The 19,339-nt window shown below is 69.7% G+C and carries 13 protein-coding genes and 1 riboswitch; of the genes, 5 read left to right on the forward strand and 8 right to left on the reverse strand.

The genetic code is table 11. The annotated features are described in order from the left end of the window. Positions 1-40: 40 nt before the first annotated feature. Complete coding sequence (locus ACFWVE_RS21825) at positions 41-256, reverse strand: hypothetical protein (RefSeq protein ID WP_384016379.1); 216 nt, start codon at positions 254-256, stop codon at positions 41-43. Positions 257-536: 280 nt separating this feature from the next. Between ACFWVE_RS21825 and ACFWVE_RS21830 the strand changes: the two genes are divergently transcribed. Both ACFWVE_RS21830 and ACFWVE_RS21835 read left to right on the forward strand, forming a co-directional pair. Continuing rightward, on the forward strand, positions 537-1,430 hold the full coding sequence (locus tag ACFWVE_RS21830) for an LLM class flavin-dependent oxidoreductase (RefSeq protein ID WP_384016381.1): 894 nt from the start codon (positions 537-539) through the stop codon (positions 1,428-1,430). Positions 1,431-1,513: 83 nt separating this feature from the next. After that, a complete protein-coding gene (locus ACFWVE_RS21835) occupies positions 1,514-2,422 on the forward strand; it encodes an HAD family hydrolase (protein ID WP_384016383.1) in 909 nt (302 codons plus the stop codon). Between the two features lie 17 nt (positions 2,423-2,439). Here ACFWVE_RS21835 and ACFWVE_RS21840 read toward each other — a convergent pair whose 3' ends face one another. The 5 genes from ACFWVE_RS21840 to hisC form a co-directional block, all read right to left on the reverse strand. Then, on the reverse strand, positions 2,440-3,504 hold the full coding sequence (locus ACFWVE_RS21840; protein ID WP_384016385.1) for a M23 family metallopeptidase: 1,065 nt from the start codon (positions 3,502-3,504) through the stop codon (positions 2,440-2,442). 204 nt (positions 3,505-3,708) lie between these two features. Further along, positions 3,709-7,269, reverse strand: a complete 3,561-nt coding sequence (cydD, locus tag ACFWVE_RS21845) for a thiol reductant ABC exporter subunit CydD (protein ID WP_384016387.1) — start codon at positions 7,267-7,269, stop codon at positions 3,709-3,711. 12 nt (positions 7,270-7,281) lie between these two features. After that, positions 7,282-8,286 carry a cytochrome d ubiquinol oxidase subunit II gene (gene cydB / locus ACFWVE_RS21850; RefSeq protein WP_384016389.1) on the reverse strand — a complete coding sequence of 335 codons (1,005 nt, stop codon included), beginning with the start codon at positions 8,284-8,286 and terminating at the stop codon, positions 7,282-7,284. Between the two features lie 21 nt (positions 8,287-8,307). Further along, entirely contained in the window at positions 8,308-9,813 is a 1,506-nt protein-coding gene (locus ACFWVE_RS21855) for a cytochrome ubiquinol oxidase subunit I (RefSeq protein WP_384016391.1), read from the reverse strand. Between the two features lie 260 nt (positions 9,814-10,073). Further along, complete coding sequence (hisC, locus tag ACFWVE_RS21860) at positions 10,074-11,153, reverse strand: histidinol-phosphate transaminase (RefSeq protein WP_384016393.1); 1,080 nt, start codon at positions 11,151-11,153, stop codon at positions 10,074-10,076. A 568-nt stretch (positions 11,154-11,721) separates the two neighbouring features. Here hisC and ACFWVE_RS21865 point away from each other — a divergent pair. The 3 genes from ACFWVE_RS21865 (at position 11,722) to ACFWVE_RS21875 (ending at position 15,428) form a co-directional block, all read left to right on the forward strand. Further along, positions 11,722-12,834 (forward strand): LacI family DNA-binding transcriptional regulator, encoded by a 1,113-nt coding sequence (locus ACFWVE_RS21865; protein ID WP_384016395.1) that lies wholly within the window; start codon positions 11,722-11,724, stop codon positions 12,832-12,834. Between the two features lie 458 nt (positions 12,835-13,292). Then, positions 13,293-14,384, forward strand: a complete 1,092-nt coding sequence (locus ACFWVE_RS21870) for a metallophosphoesterase (RefSeq protein WP_384016457.1) — start codon at positions 13,293-13,295, stop codon at positions 14,382-14,384. Between the two features lie 183 nt (positions 14,385-14,567). Next, on the forward strand, positions 14,568-15,428 hold the full coding sequence (locus tag ACFWVE_RS21875; RefSeq protein WP_384016397.1) for a hypothetical protein: 861 nt from the start codon (positions 14,568-14,570) through the stop codon (positions 15,426-15,428). A gap of 203 nt (positions 15,429-15,631) precedes the next feature. On the opposite strand, the gene ACFWVE_RS21880 is transcribed toward ACFWVE_RS21875, so the two are convergent. Together ACFWVE_RS21880 and thiC are read right to left on the reverse strand one after the other, a co-directional pair. Then, positions 15,632-17,149, reverse strand: a complete 1,518-nt coding sequence (locus ACFWVE_RS21880; RefSeq protein WP_384016399.1) for a VWA domain-containing protein — start codon at positions 17,147-17,149, stop codon at positions 15,632-15,634. Between the two features lie 99 nt (positions 17,150-17,248). Further along, the gene (gene thiC / locus ACFWVE_RS21885) at positions 17,249-19,063 is read right to left on the reverse strand and encodes a phosphomethylpyrimidine synthase ThiC (protein ID WP_384016401.1); all 1,815 of its coding nucleotides are present in this window, start codon (positions 19,061-19,063) and stop codon (positions 17,249-17,251) included. Then, positions 19,056-19,246: riboswitch (TPP riboswitch) on the reverse strand. (Overlaps the previous gene by 8 nt.) Positions 19,247-19,339: the final 93 nt, after the last annotated feature.

Genomic DNA, 19,339 nt, shown 5'->3' on the forward strand with positions numbered 1-19,339 from the left:
GGGTGCGGTGCGGGTGCGCACCGCACCCCGCCACCCATGGTCAGGCGACGCGCATCCAGTACCGCATGGCAGCACGCACCAGTTCCTCCACGGCAGCGGCCAGCAGAGCCATGACGACCACGGTCAGCGCCGCTGTACCGTGCCCCACGATGAAGGCGCCGACCACGGCCACGACGACGATCAGTACGAGCGGCACCACGGCCTTGATGGCCCGAGGCGGGAGGGACCAGGCATCATGGGTGATGACAATCCTCATAAGGATGTCCTTTCCGTCTTCGCACACAGTGCGGGGATGGTTGAGCCGCACCACCCTGCCGGGCGTCCAACCATGCAGGGTGGTGCGGCGGTTACGTCACACACCAAGTCCGGGTTACACCCGAACCGTGATGACACTGAAGACCATACAGTGCGAAGCTAGCTTCGAAAAGCACGCCCTACTCCAACTGTCTTGCCGAGGACGGAGAGTTGATCCGCTTCCCTGACGACGTCACGGCACCCGGTGGGGCACCCCGCCGGTCTCGTTTATCGTCGGAAGTATGCGTCTGAGCACTGTGATCCTGCCGATCCATCGATGGAACGACGGACAGAGGTTGTGGCAGAGAGCCGAGGAACTAGGCTTTTACACTGCGTACACCTACGACCACCTGTCCTGGCGGACCTTCCGGGACGGCCCCTGGTTCGGCGCGGTACCCACGCTCACCGCCGCCGCGGCGGCCACCGAACGGCTCCGGCTCGGCACGCTCGTCACCTCGCCGAACTTCCGGCACCCGGTGACCCTGGCCAAGGAGTTGATCTCCCTCGACGACATCTCGGGCGGGCGCTTCACCCTCGGTATCGGCGCGGGAGGCACCGGTTTCGACGCCACCGCGCTCGGCCAGGAGCCGTGGACCCCGCGCCAGCGGGCGGACCGCTTCGAGGAGTTCGTCCCGCTGCTCGACCGGCTGCTCACCGAGGACACGGTGTCGTACGAGGGCGACTTCTATGCGGCACACGAGGCCCGCGGCATCCCGGGCTGCGTGCAGCGGCCCCGGCTGCCGTTCGCCGTGGCCGCCACCGGACCGCGTGGGCTGCGGCTCGCCGCCCGGTACGGGCAGGCGTGGGTGACCGCGGGCGACCCCAAGCTGTACGAGAACGGCACACCCGAACAGTCGGTGCACGCCCTTCGAGGCCAGTTGGAAAGGCTGGCCAAGGCCTGCGCCGAGACCGGGCGGGACATGGCCGGGCCGGACAAGCTCCTGCTCACGGGATTCACCCCGGACCGGAGCCGCCCGCTGGAGTCCCTGGACGCGTTCGTCGACTTCGCGGGCCGCCACGCGGAGCTGGGCTTCACCGAGCTCGTGCTCCACTGGCCGATCCCCGAATCGGACTTCGCGGCGGACCAGAAGACCTTCGAGCGGATCGCCATGGAGGCGCCGGTCCAGCTGGACTGAGCGGGCCGCTCACCAAGAGCGGTCCTCACTCACATGTGCGGAGTGCCGCACGCCCGTGCGGACTCATACGGGACAATGGTCGGGTGACCTCAGTGACCGCACAGCCCGAGACCCCGGGCTCCCCCCAGTTCTCGACCTCGCTCGAGCGGGGAGGCAGCCCTGTCACCCCGCCACGGCTCATCGCCACCGACCTCGACGGCACCCTGCTGCGCGACGACAAGTCGGTGTCCCCCCGTACGGTCGCCGCACTGGCCGCCGCCGAGAGGGCGGGCATCGAGGTCTTCTTCGTCACCGGCCGCCCGGCCCGCTGGATGGACGTCGTCAGTGACCACGTCCACGGCCACGGGCTCGCCATCTGCGGCAACGGTGCCGCTGTCGTCGACCTGCACGGCGGTCCCGGTGCCCACCGCTTCGTGAAGGTGCGCGAGCTGGCCCGGCAGAACGCGCTGGACGCGGTACGCCTGCTGCGCCAGGCGGCGCCGGGCACCGTGTACGCCGTCGAGCAGACCTACGGCTTCCACCAGGAGCCGGCATATCCGAAGCTGCACATGGAGATCCCGGACGTCCGCGCCCAGGCCGAGGACCTGCTGGCACCGGAGGGCCCCGCCGCCGGCGAGCCGGTGCTCAAGATCCTCGCCCACCACCCCGAGCTCGACCCCGACGCGTTCCTCACGCTGGCCCGGCTGGCCATCGGCACCTGCGCCAACGTCACCCGTTCCAGCCCCAGCGCCCTGCTGGAGATCAGCGGACCCGACGTGTCCAAGGCCAGCACGCTCGCCCTGTGCTGTGCCGAGCGCGGAATCTCTCACGAGGAGGTCGTGGCGTTCGGGGACATGCCCAACGACATCGAGATGCTGACCTGGGCGGGCCGTTCCTACGCGATGGGCAACGCCCACCCGGACGTCCTCTCCGCCGCCTCGGGGCACACGGTCGCCAACAACGAGGACGGCGTGGCCGTGGTGATCGAACAGCTGCTGGCCCAACGGTCCTGACCGGGCCCGGTACCCGGTCAGAGGGCCACCCCGCGTTGCGCCAGCCACGACACCGGGTTCACCGCCGAGCCCATCTCGGGCGTGACCCGCACCTCGAAATGCAGGTGCGGCCCGGTGGAGTTGCCGCTGGTCCCGGACTGACCGATCCACTGACCGGGCGAGACGCGCTCGCCCTGGTCCACGGCGACGGCGGCCAGGTGGGCGTACTGCGTGTAGTAGCCGCCCGCGTGCTCGACCACGATCTCGATACCGAACGCCCCTCCGCAGGACACCTTCACCACCTTGCCCACGCCCACGGACCGCACCGGCGTGCCGATCGGCACCGCGAAGTCCTGGCCGGTGTGCCGGCTCGCCCAGCGTGCACCGCCGCTCCCGTAGGACGCGGACAGCGCGTAGGTCTCCACCGGTGCCACCCAGGAGTCGATGAACACGGTCTCCGGCTGGTCGAGCCGCACCGCACCACGGCAGGAGCCGGCCGCCACCGAGGTGTCGGCCTGGCCCTGGAGCTGCCACCGAGCCGTCTCCAGCTTCTGCTCGATGCCACTCTTGAGATCGGCGAGTTCCTTGTTCCGTTTCTCCAGCGCCTTCCACGCCTCCGCCGCCTTCGCCTCGTCGCGGGCGAGCCGGGCCTCGGCCCGCGCGTTCTTCCCGATCGCCTTGTCGAGAGCCAGGTTCGCCTTCCACAGGGCACGCTGACCACGCATCACTTCCTCCGGGTCGTCCGCGAGAATCATGTGCGCGGTCAGCGGCAGTCCGCCGCCACTGCGGTACTGGGACCGTGCGATACGGCCGAGGTCGTCGCGCAGGACCTCGGCCTCCTGGCGCTCCCGGTCGAGCAGCTTCTCCAGCCGTCGCACCTCGGTCCGCTGCCGGCCCGCCTCGCGCCGGCCCGCCTCGTACTTCAGTGTCGTCGCGGCCGCGTCCTCGTAGAGCCGCGCCACCTGCGCGCTGATCCCGGACTCCGGACCGTGACCCGGAGCATGCGGGCCGTCGCCCTCCCCGTCGGTGGGCCGGGCGGCGAGCACGGCGAGCGCGCACAACGGCACGGCGACGAACAACGGATGACGGCGGGTGAGACGCATGACAGCGATCCTGGCCCCCGCTCCGGCCCACAGCCCTGTTCACGTCGTACGCCTGGGGGACCGGACGACCCGGATGGACCAGCGATACCGCCGAACAGAGGTACAGGATGCCGAGATTGACAGCCTGTCAATAGCCCTCCCGTCACGCACGCACGTACCGGGCGGGCACGTGCCTCGTGCCACGTGCCCGCCCGTCGTGCCCGGTCAGCCCACCTCCACCAGCTCCACCAGCTCCACCAGCCGGTCCGACTCGGCCTCCCGCCGCGCCATCCGCCGCAACGGCCCCGCTGCGGCGGCCAGTTCCTCGTAAGCGCCGCGCTGCACCACACGCCCCTCATCCAGCACGATCACCTCGTCCACCGCCTCGAGCCCGGCCAGCCGATGAGTGATCAGCAGCGTCGTACGGCCCTCGGTGGCGGCCAGCAGATCGACGGTGAGCGCGTCGGCGGTCGGCAGGTCGAGGTGCTCCGCGGGCTCGTCCAGCACCAGCACGGGGAAGTCCGCGAGCAGCGCCCTGGCCAGTGCCAGGCGTTGCCGCTGACCGCCGGAGAGCCGCGCCCCGTGCTCGCCGACGAGTGTGTCCAGGCCGTCGGGCAGGCTGTCGGCCCACTCCAGCAGCCGGGCACCGGCGAGCGCGTCGCGCAGTTCTTCCTCGGTGGCTCCGCGCTTCGCGAGCAGCAGGTTCTCACGTACGGAGCTGTCGAAGAGGTGGGTGTCCTGCGCGCACAGCCCGACCAGCCCTCGTACGTCGTCGCCGTCCAGGGCGTACGCGTCCACACCGGCCAGCGTGTACGAACCGGCGCCGGGGTCCAGGAACCGCAGCAGCACCTGTGCGAGCGTCGTCTTGCCGGAGCCGGACGGGCCGACCACCGCGATCCTGCGGCCCTGCTCCAGCGTCAGGTCCAGCCCGGCGAGCGCGTCCCGTTCCCGCCCGGCGTGCCGGGCCTCGAGCCCTTTGACCACGAGTGGGAACGGCGACGCCGGCGCCTGCCGGGGCTGCTCCGGCTCCTGTACAGGCACCGAGGCGTCCAGCACCTCGTACACGCGCTCGGCACTCTTGCGCACCCTCTGCCGGTACTGCACGGCGAGCGGCAGCCCGAGGACGGCCTCGAAGGCCGCGAGCGGGGTGAGGACGACGACGGCCAGTGCCACTCCGTCCAGCCGGCCGGCGGCCACCGCCTGGGTGCCGACGACGGCGGCGGCTGTGACGGTCAGGCCCGAGACGAGTGCGATGAGCCCGTCGCCGAGGGCGGTGGCGGTGGCGGCGCGCGAGGCGATCCGGGTGAGCACACCGTCGGCCCGCCGGGTCTCGGCGGTCCGCGCGGGCAGGGCCCCGGCGACCGTCAGCTCCCCGGTCCCGGTGAGCAGGTCGGTGACCTGGGTCGCGAGGGCTCCGCGGGCGGGCGCCAGCCTGCGCTCCGCACGCCGGGCCACCGCGCCCGTGAGGAGTGGCAGGGCCGCCCCCGCCACGAGCAGCCCGACCGCGAGGACGGCACCGGCCTCGGGGAGCAGCCAGGCCGTGAAGCCGACGGAGAGGGCCGAGACGACCACCGCCGCACCGGCCGGCAGCAGCCAGCGCAGCCAGTAGTCCTGAAGTTCGTCCACATCGGCGACCAGCCGGGAGAGCAGATCGCCCCTGCGGACCCCGCGCAGTCCGGCGGGCGCCAGCCGCTCCAGCCGCCGGTACACCGCGACCCTCGTGTCGGCCAGCATCCGCAGCACCGCTTCGTGCGACACGAGCCGCTCGGCATACCGGAACACGGCCCGCCCGATGCCGAAGGCCCGGGTCGCCGTGACGGCGAGCATCAGGTACATCACGGGCGGGTGCTGCGAGGCCCGGGAGATGAGATACCCGGACGTCGCCATGAGGCCCACGGCGCTGCCCAGCGCGAGGCTGCCGAGCAGCAGCGCGAGCGTGAGCCGCCCCCGGTGGGCACCGGACAGGGCACGGACGCGGGCCAGCACGCCACCCGCTCCGGCCGCCGCGGCCGGATCGGCCGGCGCCGGGCTTTCGGAGTCGGCGGGCTCGGCCTCCTCCACCTGTTCCCAGTCGAGTGCGGGCCGGCCGTCGGCCCGTTCCCGGCCGGCACCGAGAACGGTGTCACCGTGCTCGGGCTGCGGCCGGTCACCGGGCACGGGTTCGGTCAGCCGCACCACGCGGTCCGCCACCGCGAGCAGCGCCGGACGGTGCACCACCAGCAGTACCGTCCGTCCGGCCGCCAGGCGCCGTACCGCCGTCACGACCTCGGCCTCGGTGGCGCCGTCCAGTGCGGCCGTCGGCTCGTCGAGCAGCAGCACGGGCCGGTCCGCGAGGAACGCACGGGCGAGCGCGAGCCGTTGCCGCTGTCCCGCGGACAGTCCCGCCCCGTCCTCACCCAGCACCGTGCCGGTTCCCTCGGGCAGCGCGTCCACGAACTCCAGGGCGCCCGCGTCCCGCAGAGCCCGGCGGACGGCATCGTCGTCCGCGTCGGGCCGGGCCAGGCGTACGTTCTCGGCGACCGTCCCGGCGTACAGGTGCGGTCGCTGCGGCACCCAGGCCACCTGGCCGTGCCACAGGGCCGGATCGATACCGGTGAGATCGGTTTCCCCGATCCGGACCCGCCCCCCGGCCGGCCGCACGAAGCCCAGCAGCACGTTCAGCAGCGTCGACTTGCCCGTCCCGCTCGGCCCGACGAGCGCGACCGTCTCCCCGGGTTCGACGGAGAACGACACGTCCGACACGGCGTCCGACGACCGTCCGGGATAGCGGACGGTCACGCCCTCGAAGGACAGGGCACCCGACGGCACCGCCCCGGTCCCCGGTGCCGGAGCGGGTGTCTCCAGGACCTCGAAGATCTCCTCTGCGGCGGCCAGTCCCTCCGCCGCCGCGTGGTACTGCGTGCCGACCTGACGCAGGGGCAGATAGGCCTCGGGCGCGAGGATCAGGATGAGCAGGCCGATGTACAGGTCCATGTCGCCGTACACGAGCCGCATGCCGATCGTCACGGCGACCAGTGCCACCGAGACGGTGGCGAGGAGTTCCAACGCGAAGGAGGAGATGAAGGCGATCCGCAGGGTCCGCATGGTCGCCCTGCGGTACTCGGCGGTGATCTGCCGGATCGACTCCGCCTGCGCCTTGGCCCGTCCGAACACCTTCAGCGTCGGCAGTCCGGCCACGACGTCCAGGAAGTGACCGGACAGCCGGGACAGCAGCTCCCACTGCCGGTCCATCCGGGACTGGGTGACCCAGCCGATCAGCATCATGAAGGCCGGGATGAGCGGCAGGGTGACGACGATGATCGCCGCCGAAACCCAGTCCTCGGTGACGATTCGCGCCAGCACCGCGACCGGAACGACCACCGCGAGCCCCAGCTGGGGCAGGTAGCGCGAGAAGTAACCGTCGAGGGCGTCGACCCCGCGGGTCGCCAGGGCGACCAGCGAGCCGGTCCGCTGCCCGGTCAGCCACCCCGGGCCGAGTGTCGTCGCCCGCTCCAGCAACCGGCCCCGAAGCTCCGACTTGACCGCCGCGCTCGCCCGGTGCGCGGCCAGCTCGGTGAGCCAGCCGACCAGGGCACGGCCGACCGCGACACAGGCCAGAAGCACCAGGGGAGTGCCGAGGTCTGCCACGGCCATGCCGTGCTGGAAGGAACCCACCACCACCTCGGCGATGAGCATGGCCTGAGCGATCACCAGCACCGCGCCGACGACACCCAGGGCGACCACCGCCACCAGGAAGAGCCGTGTGGCACGGGCGTAGCGGAGCAGTCGCGGATCGATTGGTTTCACGTGAAACACACCTCAGTGCACGGGATCGGCGATGTGCTGGGTGCCGATCCGCTTGCGGAAGACCCAGTACGTCCAGCCCTGGTAGACCATGACGAGCGGCGCGGCGATCACCGTGAGCCAGGTCATGATCGTCAATGTGTAGTCGCTGGAGGAGGCGTTGGTGACGGTGAGACTCCAGTCCGCGTCCAGCGTGGACGGCATGACGTTCGGGAAGAGCGTCAGGAAGAGCATCGTCACGGCGGCCACGATGGTGACACCGGACAGGGCGAACGACCATCCCTCGCGCTCTGCCTGGTTCGCCACCAGGGCGGCGACCAGGGCGGCGACCGTGACGACCATCGCGACCAGGCTCGCGCCGTCACCGCGCTCGATCTGCGTCCACACCAGGAAGACCAGTGCGAGGACAGCGGTGATCAACCCTATTCGCAGGGCCATCTGCCGGGCCCGGCTCCGGATGTCGCCGACGGTCTTGAGCGCGGCGAACACGGCGCCGTGGAAGGTGAAGAGCGTCAGCGTGACCAGACCGCCCAGCAGCGCGTACGGGTTGAGCAGGTCCCAGACGTTGCCCACGTACTCGAACTCGGCGTCGAGCTTCACTCCGCGCACGATGTTGCCGAACGCCACGCCCCAGAGGAACGCGGGGATGAGCGAGGTCCAGAAGATCGCCGTCTCCCAGGTGCGCTGCCAGCGCTCCTCCGGCCGCTTGGCCCGGTACTCGAAGGCGACACCGCGGATGATCAGGCAGACCAGGATGACCAGTAGCGGCAGGTAGAAGCCGGAGAAGAGCGTGGCGTACCACTCGGGAAAGGCCGCGAAGGTCGCGCCGCCGGCCGTGAGCAGCCATACCTCGTTGCCGTCCCAGACGGGGCCGATGGTGTTGATCAGCACCCGCTTCTCGGTGCGGTCACGGGCGAGCAGCCGGGTGAGGATCCCGATCCCGAAGTCGAAGCCCTCCAGGAAGAAATAGCCGATCCACAGGAAGGCGATCAGAACGAACCAGACGTTGTGCAGTTCCATGACTCTGCGGCTCCCTCGGGCCTAGTACGAGAAGGCCATCGGCTTGTCGGCGTCCCGGAGATCGCCACCGATCTTCGTGGGCGGGTTGAGATCGGCCTCGGTGAGTTCGGGCGGGCCCGCCTTGACGTACTTGGCGAGCAGCTTGACCTCCACCACGGCCAGAGCGGCGTACAGCAGGGTGAAGACGGTCATCGAGATGATGACCTCGGCCTGGGACACTCCGGGAGAGACCGCGTGCCGGGTCTGCATCACGCCGTAGACGACCCAGGGCTGCCGGCCCATCTCGGTGAAGATCCAGCCCCAGGCGTTGGCTATCAGCGGGAAGGCCATGGTCCAGAGCGCCAGGAGCCAGTACAGCCGGGTGAGCCTCGCGCCCAGCGGCTTCTTCAGCAGCACCAGGTGCGGCACCTCGTCCTCCCCGGTGCGCAGGACGGCGGGCAACAGGAACCTCTTCCTCGTGAGCCAGAGCCCCAGCAGCGCGAGCGAGAAGGAGGCCATGCCGAAGCCGATCATCCAGCGGAAGCCCCAGTAGGCGACCGGCACGATGGGCTTGTAGTCACCGGGGCCGAACTGCTCTCGCAGGGCTTCATTGGTGTCGTTGATGCCGGGCACGTACGAATCGAAGTCGCTGTGGGCGAGGAAGGACAGCAGCCCGGGTATCTCCAGGGCGACCTCGTTGTGCCCCTTGTCGACGTCGCCGTACGCGAACACGGAGAACGGCGCCGGACTCTCGCCCTCCCACAGGGCCTCGGCGGCGGCCATCTTCATGGGCTGCTGCTCGTACATGACCTTGCCGAGGGTGTCTCCGCTGATCGCGGTGAACATGCCTCCGACCGCCATCGTGACCAGGCCGAGCCGGAGCGACGTCCGCATCACCGGGATGTGCTTCTTGCGCATCAGATGGAAGGCGGCGATGCCGACCATGAAGGCGCCGCCGGTCAGTGCGGACGCCGAGAAGCTGTGGAAGACCTGGTTGAGCGTGGTGTTCTGGGTGAGCACCAGCCAGAGGTCGGTGAGTTCCGCCCGGCCCTTCTCCTCGTTGATCCGGTAACCGACCGGGTGCTGCATCCAGGAGTTGGCCGCCAGGATGAAGTACGCCGACAGCAGCGTGCCGAGGGAGACCATCCAGATACAGGCCAGGTGGATCTTCTTGGGCAACTTGTCCCAGCCGAAGATCCACAGGCCGATGAAGGTGGACTCGAAGAAGAACGCGACCAGGGCCTCGAAGGCGAGCGGGGCACCGAAGACGTCACCGACGAACCGTGAGTAGTCGGACCAGTTCATGCCGAACTGGAACTCCTGCACGATGCCGGTGACCACTCCCATCGCGATGTTGATCAGGAAGAGCTTCCCCCAGAACTTCGTCGCCCTGAGGTACTTCTCCTTCCCGGTGCGCACCCAGGCGGTCTCCAGCCCGGCCGTGAGAGCGGCCAGCGAGATCGTCAGAGGAACGAAGAGGAAGTGATAGACGGTGGTGATACCGAACTGCCATCGCGCCAGTGTCTCCGGCGCCAGAGCCAGGTCCACGTCGCCGCTCCTTACATCGCCGTGGTCACAACGACCGTTTGACCCTGTTCGCCCCCCACATCTCGGAGGAAACAGGATGCGCTTGTGAACGCGTTCACATTCACAAGCAATTATGACCTACTGCTTTTCGCATCCGGAAGGGGGGTCCCCTGTGACGTCAACCCCTTCTCGGCGACCGGGAAGCACAGGAGTGCCGGGCGACGGCTGACCCGTGACCCGGCACTCCTGAACCTGCTCCTGACCGTGTGCGGCTACAGCCGCTACAGCTCCTTGCGGAAGGCTTCCGTCACCTTCAGGAAGATGTCGTTGGCCTCGGTCTCGCCGACCGTCACTCGTACGCCCTCACCGGCGAAGGGCCTGATCACCACACCCGCCCGCTCACACGCCTCCGCGAAGGCCGCTGTGCGCTCCCCCAGCCGTAGCCACACGAAGTTGGCCTGGGTCTCGGGAACCTTCCAGCCCTGGGCGCACAGCGCTTCCACTACACGGTTGCGCTCACACACCAGCGAGCCGACCCGTCCGATGAGCTCGTCCTCGGCGCGCAGCGAGGCGACCGCAGCGTCCTGTGCGACCTGGCTCACACCGAACGGCACCGCCGTCTTGCGCAGCGCCGCGGCCACCGGCTCATGGGCGATCGCGAAGCCGATCCGCAGTCCCGCCAGCCCGTAGGCCTTGGAGAAGGTCCGCAGGACGCAGACGTTGGGCCGCTCCCGGTAGAACTCCACCCCGTCCGGGACTTCGGGGTCACGGATGAACTCGCGGTACGCCTCGTCGATCACCACCAGGACATCACGGGGCACCCGGTCGAGGAAACGCTCCAGCTCCGCCCGCCGTACCACCGTGCCGGTCGGGTTGTTGGGGTTGCAGACGAAGATCAGCCGGGTCCGTTCGGTGATCGCCCCGGCCATCGCGTCCAGATCGTGCACATCGCCCGGCGTCAGCGGCACCTGCACGGCGGTGGCGCCGCTGATCCTGGTGATGATCGGGTACGCCTCGAACGAACGCCACGCGTAGATCACCTCGTCGCCGGGGCCCGAGGTGGCCTGCAGCAGCTGCTGGGCGACGCCGACCGAGCCGGTGCCGGTGGCCAGATGCGAGACCGGGACCGCGAAACGATCGGACAGCTCCGACATCAGAGATGTACAGGCCATGTCGGGGTAGCGGTTGAAGGCGGACGCCGCGGACGTCACGGCCTCCATCACCCCCGGCAGCGGTGGATAGGGGTTCTCGTTGGAGGACAGCTTGTAGGCCACCGGGCCCCCGCCCGCCGCCGGCTTTCCCGGCTTGTACGTGGGAATACCCTCCAGCTCGGCGCGCAGCTTGGGGCTCGTCTCGCTCACCGCAGTCCTCCTCCGAAGACCGGCGGTCCTTGACCGCCGCCGACATCCAATACTGCTCACCTTAAGAGGATTCGGCGTCACTGCGTAGACGCGTACAGCGGCGGTACGGACGGGCCTGCCGAGGTTCGGGTCATGGTGCGGAGCGGCGTGCGCGTCGGCGGAGACCTCGTGGTCCGCGCCGGCGCGGGCACCGAGGGGCGTGGCGGCCTCACGGGAACCGTCGGAATGATCAGCCCCCTGAACCGCATCAGCCCCTTCAGCAACAAGGGCATCACCCTACGAAGGCGCACAAAGGGCGTCCGCGCAGGGGGCGCGCCTCACATATATCTACGCGCCGGTGGCTCGCGCCGTGGCGCGCATCCCTCGTGCAGGTGAGTTGAGACCTCTTCGCAACATCGCCCCCTCGGCAGGCCCGCATGCGCCGACACGCCAGTTCTTGACATTGGAACGTTCAACATCCTTGCTTTCCAAGGGGATTACCGCTTAACGATCATGCAGAAACGTGCCTGTCGATGCATGCATATGCGTCCGCCCTACCCCACCGCATGAGCCCTACTATCGGCTCGCCATGACAGCAGCAGGGAAGCACCAGGTGAGCCGCGCGGAAACCTCACGCCGAAGCAGCAGGCCGGGTCGGGCGGGCATCAGGGACGTGGCCGCCGCAGCCGGAGTATCCATCACGACCGTCTCCGATGCCCTCAACGGCAAGGGCAGACTCCCGGACGCCACCCGGCGCCACGTCCGCGAGGTCGCCGACAGACTGGGCTACCGTCCCTCGGCCGCCGCCCGTACGCTCCGCACCGGCAAGTCGGGGCTCATCGGCCTGACCGTGACCACGTACGGGGAAGAACCTTTCACCTTCACCGAGTTCGCGTACTTCGCCGAGATGGCGCGCGCCGCCACCTCCGCCGCGCTGGCCCGCGGCTACGCCCTCGTGATCCTCCCCGCGACCTCCCGCCACGACGTGTGGTCCAACGTCGCCCTGGACGGCACGGTCGTCATCGACCCCTCGGACCAGGACCCGGTCGTCAGCGAACTGGTCCGGCAGGGTTTACCGGTCGTCTCCGACGGCCGCCCGGCCGGCTCGCTCCCGGTCACGGCCTGGGTGGACAACGACCACGAAGCGGCGGTCCTCGGGATCCTCGACCACTTGGCCGACGCCGGTGCCCGCCGCATCGGCCTGCTGACCGGGACCACGACCGACACCTACACCCACCTGTCGACCACCGCGTATCTGCACTGGTGCGAACGCGTCGGCCAGGATCCGGTGTACGAGGCCTATCCCGCGCACGATCCGTGCGCGGGCGCCGTCGCCGCCGACCGGCTGCTCGCCCGTCCCGACCGCCCGGACGCCGTCTACGGCCTGTTCGATCCGAACGGCACCGATCTGCTCGCCGCCGCACGCCGCTACGGCCTGCGCGTCCCGGACGACCTGCTGCTGGTCTGCTGCAGCGAGTCGACCGTCTATGCCAACACCGAGCCGCCCGTCACCACGCTCTCGCTCAAACCGCGCCGCATCGGCACGGCGGTGATCCAGCTGCTCATCGACGCGATCGAGGGCGTCGACCCCGAGCACACGGTGGCGCAGGTCATACCCACCGAGCTGATCGTGCGCACCTCGTCGCAGCGCCGCCCGCCGCGCACGACGGTCAGCCCGCCGCGGTCACCGGAGCGGACGTGACGGAGCGCGGGGCTCGGCAGAAGGGCGGAGGAGGAGGCAGCGGTGGCAGAGGCGGCTCCCGGAGGGGATCATCCGGCCGGGTTCGCGCCGGGCGGGGCAGCGGCTCCCGGAGGGGTGGAGCCACCGCTTCCGCGGGAGTGGTGCGGCGCCGCACTCCCGCGGCCCTCCCGCAGTTTTCCTCCGCCGCTCCTTCGGCTTCCCTCGGAGCTCCCCTCCGCGGAAAACGGGCCGGCCTTCCGAGGGCAGCGACCGCGGTCCCGTGAGGAGCCCGCGCCGCCGGACGGCGCCCGGGCGGACCGAAGGCCTGACCAATCAGGAAAAAAGCCGCGGTGAACCGGAGTCGTGCCCGATTCACCACCCCTGGGTCATCACACGGCGCGATCCACATTCCTATGATGGGCCCACGACACCGCGGGCCGCTGCGACCAGGCAGTCCGACGCGGTGCAGTTGCGGCTTGATGGTGGAGGGGTCGATGACTCAGGGGGCCGGTCAGGGACCCGAGGTGGAGCGCACAGCGACGGTGCGCGACTTCCGGGTACCCGCTTACGTCCACGAGACCGGTCCGTACGCCCACAGCATGCACCCCGGCGATGTGGCCCCGCCCTCCGAGGCGAGCCACCCGGAGGGATACACGCCCACGCGACGGGACCTCCCGGTCATCAATCGGGGTGACACTGTGCAGGTGACCGTCGACCCCGCGTCCGTGACCGCACCACAGCCCGCCCCCGGGCCCGGGCCGCTCTACGTGGTCGGTGACGTCCACGGCTACCTCGACGAGCTGGTGGCCGCCCTCCAGGAGCAGGGCCTCGTCGACTCCGCGGGCCAGTGGTGCGCCGGCCCCGCGCGGCTGTGGTTCCTCGGCGACTTCACCGACCGCGGTCCGGACGGCATCGGCGTCATCGACCTCGTGATGCGCCTGTCCGCCGAGGCCGCCGCGGCCGGCGGCTACTGCAAGGCCCTGATGGGCAATCACGAACTGCTGCTGCTCGGCGCCAAGCGGTTCGGCGACACCCCCGTCAACTCCGGCGCGGGCACCGCCACCTTCCAGGCCGCCTGGCTGCTCAACGGTGGGCAGAAGACCGACATGGACCGCCTCCAGGACCACCACCTGCAGTGGATGGCCCGCCTGGACGCCGTCGAGGCCGTCGACGACCACCTGCTGCTGCACTCCGACACCACCGCCTATCTCGACTACGGCCGTTCCATCGAGGAAGTCAACGACACCGTCCGCGAGACGATCACCCGCAACGACGCCGACGAGGTCTGGGACCTCTTCCGCAAGTTCACCAAGCGGTTCTCCTTCCGCGACGAGGGCGGTGCCGAAGCAGTGCGCTCCCTGTTGGATACGTACGGCGGCACCCGGGTCGTTCACGGCCACAGCCCCATTCCGTATCTGGTGGGCGAAGTAGGCTCCGAGGACGGGGAGGACGACAACGGTCCCGTCGTCGAGGGTCCGCACGTCTACGCCGAGGGACTGGCCATCGCGATGGACGGTGGCGTGACGATGGCCGGAAAGCTGCTGGTCCAGCAGCTGCCGCTCGCGAAGTGAACAGGTGCCGGACCGGGTCTCCCCGGGCCGGCCCGGCACCGGACCGAGGCCAATTTCGGTAAACCCCCTGTCACGGCGCACCGTCGGCGCTCTACCATCGGCTTATCCGTAGCAGGCTCCCCTCCGTTTCTGCCCAACGGCTCGTCAGCATGCCGAGCCACAAGCCCTACGGAGCATCGGGGGATGCACATGAACAGCGTTCCGCAGCATCTGTTGACCGAGGACCGCCAGGATTACGTGCGGATTCTCGATGAGGTGCTGCGCTCCGCACCACAACGCCCGGAACTGACCACTGTCGGACAGCGGCTCACCTCCGAACAACTACGCACGATGGCGCTCAACGCCACCGCGATCATCACGGCGGCCGCGGCGACCGAGTACCAGCACTACACCAAGGTCCGCGAGGAACTGCGCCGGCCGCCGGCGTCGTCCGCCCCGTCCACGCGCTCGTCCGAGCCGGAGCCGGGTACGGCGGGTATCGCCACGACCATGGGAGAGGTCGCCGAGACCGCCGGCGCGGGTGCCGTCGCCGTCGTCGCCGTTCTGGCACCTGTTCTGGCCGGAACCGCGGCCGCGATATTCCTGCTCGTCGGTTACGTCCTGCGCATGCTCGACCCCGGCGCGGCCTTCGCCCGGACCATGCTCACCACGGGCTGGACATTCGGCGCCGTGACCGCGGGCGCCATCCTGGTCGCCGCGGTGGGCCTGCTGCTCACCGCACTGCGCAACAAGCCCTCGGCCCGAAGCGGGCCGTACGGCGAAGCCGACAAGGAGATGACCCTGGCCAGGGAAGCCTGGCACGAGGCACTGCTGGAGCGGGGGATCGTCCCGTTCCTGCGGGACGCGCTCGCCGACCCGGGTACGGCGGCCGCACTGCACTATGCGGCACCGGCCGAACCGGCCGGCCGTATCCCGCATCTCGGTTACGACCGGCCAGGGTTCACCAGCCCCGGCGAGGGTACGAACCGCCGCCGACGCCCGAGCTACTCGAGTCCGGACTACACCAGCCCGGACTTCGGAGGGCCGGAACACAAGCCGGAGTAGCCGAAGCAACCGAATAAGCCGGCCCCACCGGAGCCGGTCGAACCGGATGAACCTGCCGGATGGACCACGGTATTCGGACGGCCCGGCCGTCGGCTTGCGCTCCCTCACCTGCGGAGCCCGTTCCCGAGGCTCCGCACCGAGGGGCGTGAGCCGGGTGCCCGGCGCGCCGCCCTGTGTGCCCTTACCGGCCTGGGCCATGGCGGTCAGGAACGGAGAACGCCCGCCCGGCCCGCTGCGGTGATCCACTGAGGGAACTCGGACAGCAAGCGGTCGTACAACTCCGGGTCCGGCACGGTGCCGATGTCGTCGACGGCAAAGAAGCCGACGTTGTCGACAAGGCGTCCGGGCAGCGTGTCGAACCGCTCCAGCACGCCGTAGTTCGCCCGGCCGAGGCCCACGAACTGCCAGAAGATCGGTTCCTCCACCGCTTCGCGGAGCTCCCGCTCGATCTCTGCGTTCCGGTAGACACCGCCGTCGGAGAAGAACAGCACGAGCGTCGGGGCCGCCGCGGGGCTGTGCCTGACGAACGAGCGGACCTCGGCGATGACCTTCTGCTCCTCGTTCTGGATACCGACCTCCCGCATGTCGACCTGGCTCGGGTCCAGCCCTTTCTTCCGCCCGCGCCGGAAGAGGCTCATCTCTCCCACCCGTACGTGCAGCCGGAGCCATTCGGGCAGCTCGCCCAGGAGCAGGTCCGGCAGCCGCGCCGGATTCGAGGCGAACGTCCAGGCCTGCATCTCACCGTCGTCGTCCAGCTGCGCGGCGACCGCGGCCATACGTTCGACGACGTCCGCCACAACTCCCCTGGAGTACAGGAAGGACATGGAGCCGGAGGCGTCCAGTACGAGGATGACGCGCGCGGTGACCCCGGCGGCCCCGTGCTTACGCAGACTGACTGCCACCTGCTCCTTGCGCAGTGACAGCCGCTTGCGCATGTCCACCGGAAGCCGCTCCTCGCCCTTGGTGAGCCGCGGAGCGGCCGACGGCGCAGAGGACGGAACAGGGTGTCCCGGGGCGGAGGCGGCGGGCGCGCCCGAGGGCTGGGACTGGGACGGGGACTGGGGCGGGGACTGGGTGGCGGGTACTGCCGGCGGGACCGGCGGCACCGCGAGGGCGGCAGGAGGCGTCGTCACGCCGGGTGCCGTGGTGGAGCCGTCAGCCGTCGCGGAGGCCGCTGCCGCCGGGGAAGTGTCGTCCACGGTGATGCCGAAGTCGGTGGCCAGCCCGGCGAGCCCCGAGGCGTACCCCTGCCCCACCGCGCGGAACTTCCACTTTCCCTGGCGCCGGTACAGCTCGCCGCCGATGAACGCGGTCTCCGTCCCGGCCACCATGTCGAACCGGGCGATCTCGGCCCCCACGCCGGCGTCGAGCAGCCTGAGCACCAGTCCCGGCACCTGGCCGAACGTCCCGCCGTCGGACGACGCGCACAGCACGATCCGCTCGACGGCCGGTTCCAGCAGACGCAGGTCCACCTCGATCGTGTCGGTCGCGGCGCCGGCGGCGCTCCGCTTCCCCAGGTGCGTCACGGCGTCGGAGGTGTGCCGCGGCTGGTTGTAGAAGACGAAGTCGCCCTCGTCCCGCACCCGCCCGGTCTCCGTGAGCAGCAGAGCCGACGCATCGATGTCGGGCACACCGGCCCCGGCCGCCCAAGCGAGCTCGACGTGCACCGCCTGGGCATCGACGGGAAGGTTGGACCCCTTGCTCATTGATCTCGCTGTCATGGCATCCAGTCTGCCGACCCGTCCTCCCGGGAGGGGAGGGGGCAGGCCCGAACGGCCCGCCCCCTCGTCCTTCCCGTCCGCTCGTTCGTTCAGTACGTCTCAGTCCGCCAACGGCAGGTACACGCGGTTGCCTGCCTCTGCGAACTCCTTCGACTTCCGCAGCATCCCCTCGGCGATCTCCTCGGCCGACACGCCCTCCGCCGAGGTCCCGCCGAACCGCTCCGTGATACTCCGGCTGATCTTCATGGAGCAGAACTTCGGCCCGCACATCGAGCAGAAGTGCGCAGTCTTCGCGGGCTCCGCCGGCAGGGTCGCGTCGTGGAACTCGCGTGCCGTGTCCGGGTCGAGGGCCAGGTTGAACTGATCCTCCCACCGGAACTCGAAACGCGCGTCGGACAGGGCGTCGTCCCACTCCTGCGCCCCCGGATGCCCCTTGGCGAGGTCGGCGGCATGGGCGGCGATCTTGTAGGTGATGACACCGGTCTTGACGTCGTCACGGTCGGGCAGGCCCAGGTGCTCCTTGGGCGTGACGTAGCAGAGCATCGCCGTACCCCACCAGGCGATCATCGCCGCACCGATACCGGAGGTGATGTGGTCGTACGCGGGCGCGACGTCCGTCGTCAGCGGGCCGAGCGTATAGAACGGGGCTTCATCGCAGATCTCCTGCTGGAGTTCGATGTTCTCCTTGATCTTGTGCATCGGGACATGTCCCGGGCCCTCGATCATGGTCTGCACATTCAAATGCCTGGCGACCCGGTTGAGTTCCCCGAGCGTGCGCAACTCCGCGAACTGGGCCTCGTCGTTGGCGTCGGCGATCGAGCCCGGCCGCAGACCGTCGCCGAGCGAGTAGGTGACGTCGTACGCCGCGAGGATCTCGCAGAGTTCCTCGAAGTTCTCGTACAGGAACGACTCCTTGTGGTGCGCCAGGCACCATGCCGCCATGATCGAGCCGCCGCGCGAGACGATGCCCGTCTTGCGGTGGGCGGTGAGCGGCACATACGCCAGCCGTACGCCCGCGTGGACCGTCATGTAGTCCACGCCCTGTTCGGCCTGTTCGACGACCGTGTCCTTGTAGATCTCCCAGGTCAGCTCCTCGGCCCTGCCGTCGACCTTCTCCAGTGCCTGGTAGAGCGGCACTGTCCCGATGGGGACGGGGGAGTTGCGCAGCACCCACTCCCGGGTGGTGTGGATGTTGCGGCCGGTGGACAGGTCCATGACCGTGTCGGCACCCCACCGGGTCGCCCAGGTCATCTTCTCCACCTCCTCCTCGATGGAGGAGGTCACCGCGGAGTTGCCGATGTTGGCGTTGACTTTCACCAGAAACCGTTTGCCGATGATCATCGGCTCGATCTCCGGATGGTTGACATTGGCAGGCAGCACCGCGCGGCCTGCCGCGATCTCCTCACGCACGACCTCCGGCGACACGTTCTCCCGGATGGCCACGTACTCCATCTCGGGCGTGATCTCGCCGCGGCGTGCGTACGCCAACTGTGTGACCGCCCCGCCCGCGCGGCCCCGGCGCGGCTGACGTGGCCGGCCGGGGAACACCGCGTCGAGATTGCGCAGTCCACCGCGTGGCGAGGTGTGCTTGATCCCGTCGTCCTCGGGGCGGACCGGACGACCCGCGTATTCCTCGGTGTCACCGCGCGCGATGACCCAGTTCTCCCGCAGCGGCGCCAGCCCTCTGCGCACATCGGTGTCGACCAGGGGGTCGGTGTACGGGCCCGATGTGTCGTACAGCGTGACCGACTGCCCGTTGGTGAGGTGCACCTGACGGACCGGCACCCGCAGGTCGGGGCGTGTGCCCTCGACATACACCTTGTGCCAGCCGATGGACTTCCCGTCCTCCTCCCGCACCGACGCTTCCGTCGGATCCTGGGTGGAGGCAGGCGTGCGTGCGTCCTTGTTGGTCATGAGACCTACTCCCTACGCCGGCATTACCCGGTAACAGGTTCAGCGGTCGACGCAGCGGCTTCCGTCCGTCGGCGTTCCGTGTGAAACATCACTCGGACAACGGTGATGTTTCATGTGAAACGTCGCTGGGACAGAGGTCAGCGCCCTCTCAGCCCGGTGCTCCGAGCTCCCGCGTGTACAAAAGGTGCCTCCACGCTAGCGGGAATTCTGGCGCGGTGAACAGAGGGCCCTCGTTGTTCTTGCGATGATCGGGCGGTGACCTCGACGCAGCCTCCC

It is taken from the genome of Streptomyces sp. NPDC058632, assembly GCF_042717095.1.
GTDB lineage: Bacteria > Actinomycetota > Actinomycetes > Streptomycetales > Streptomycetaceae > Streptomyces.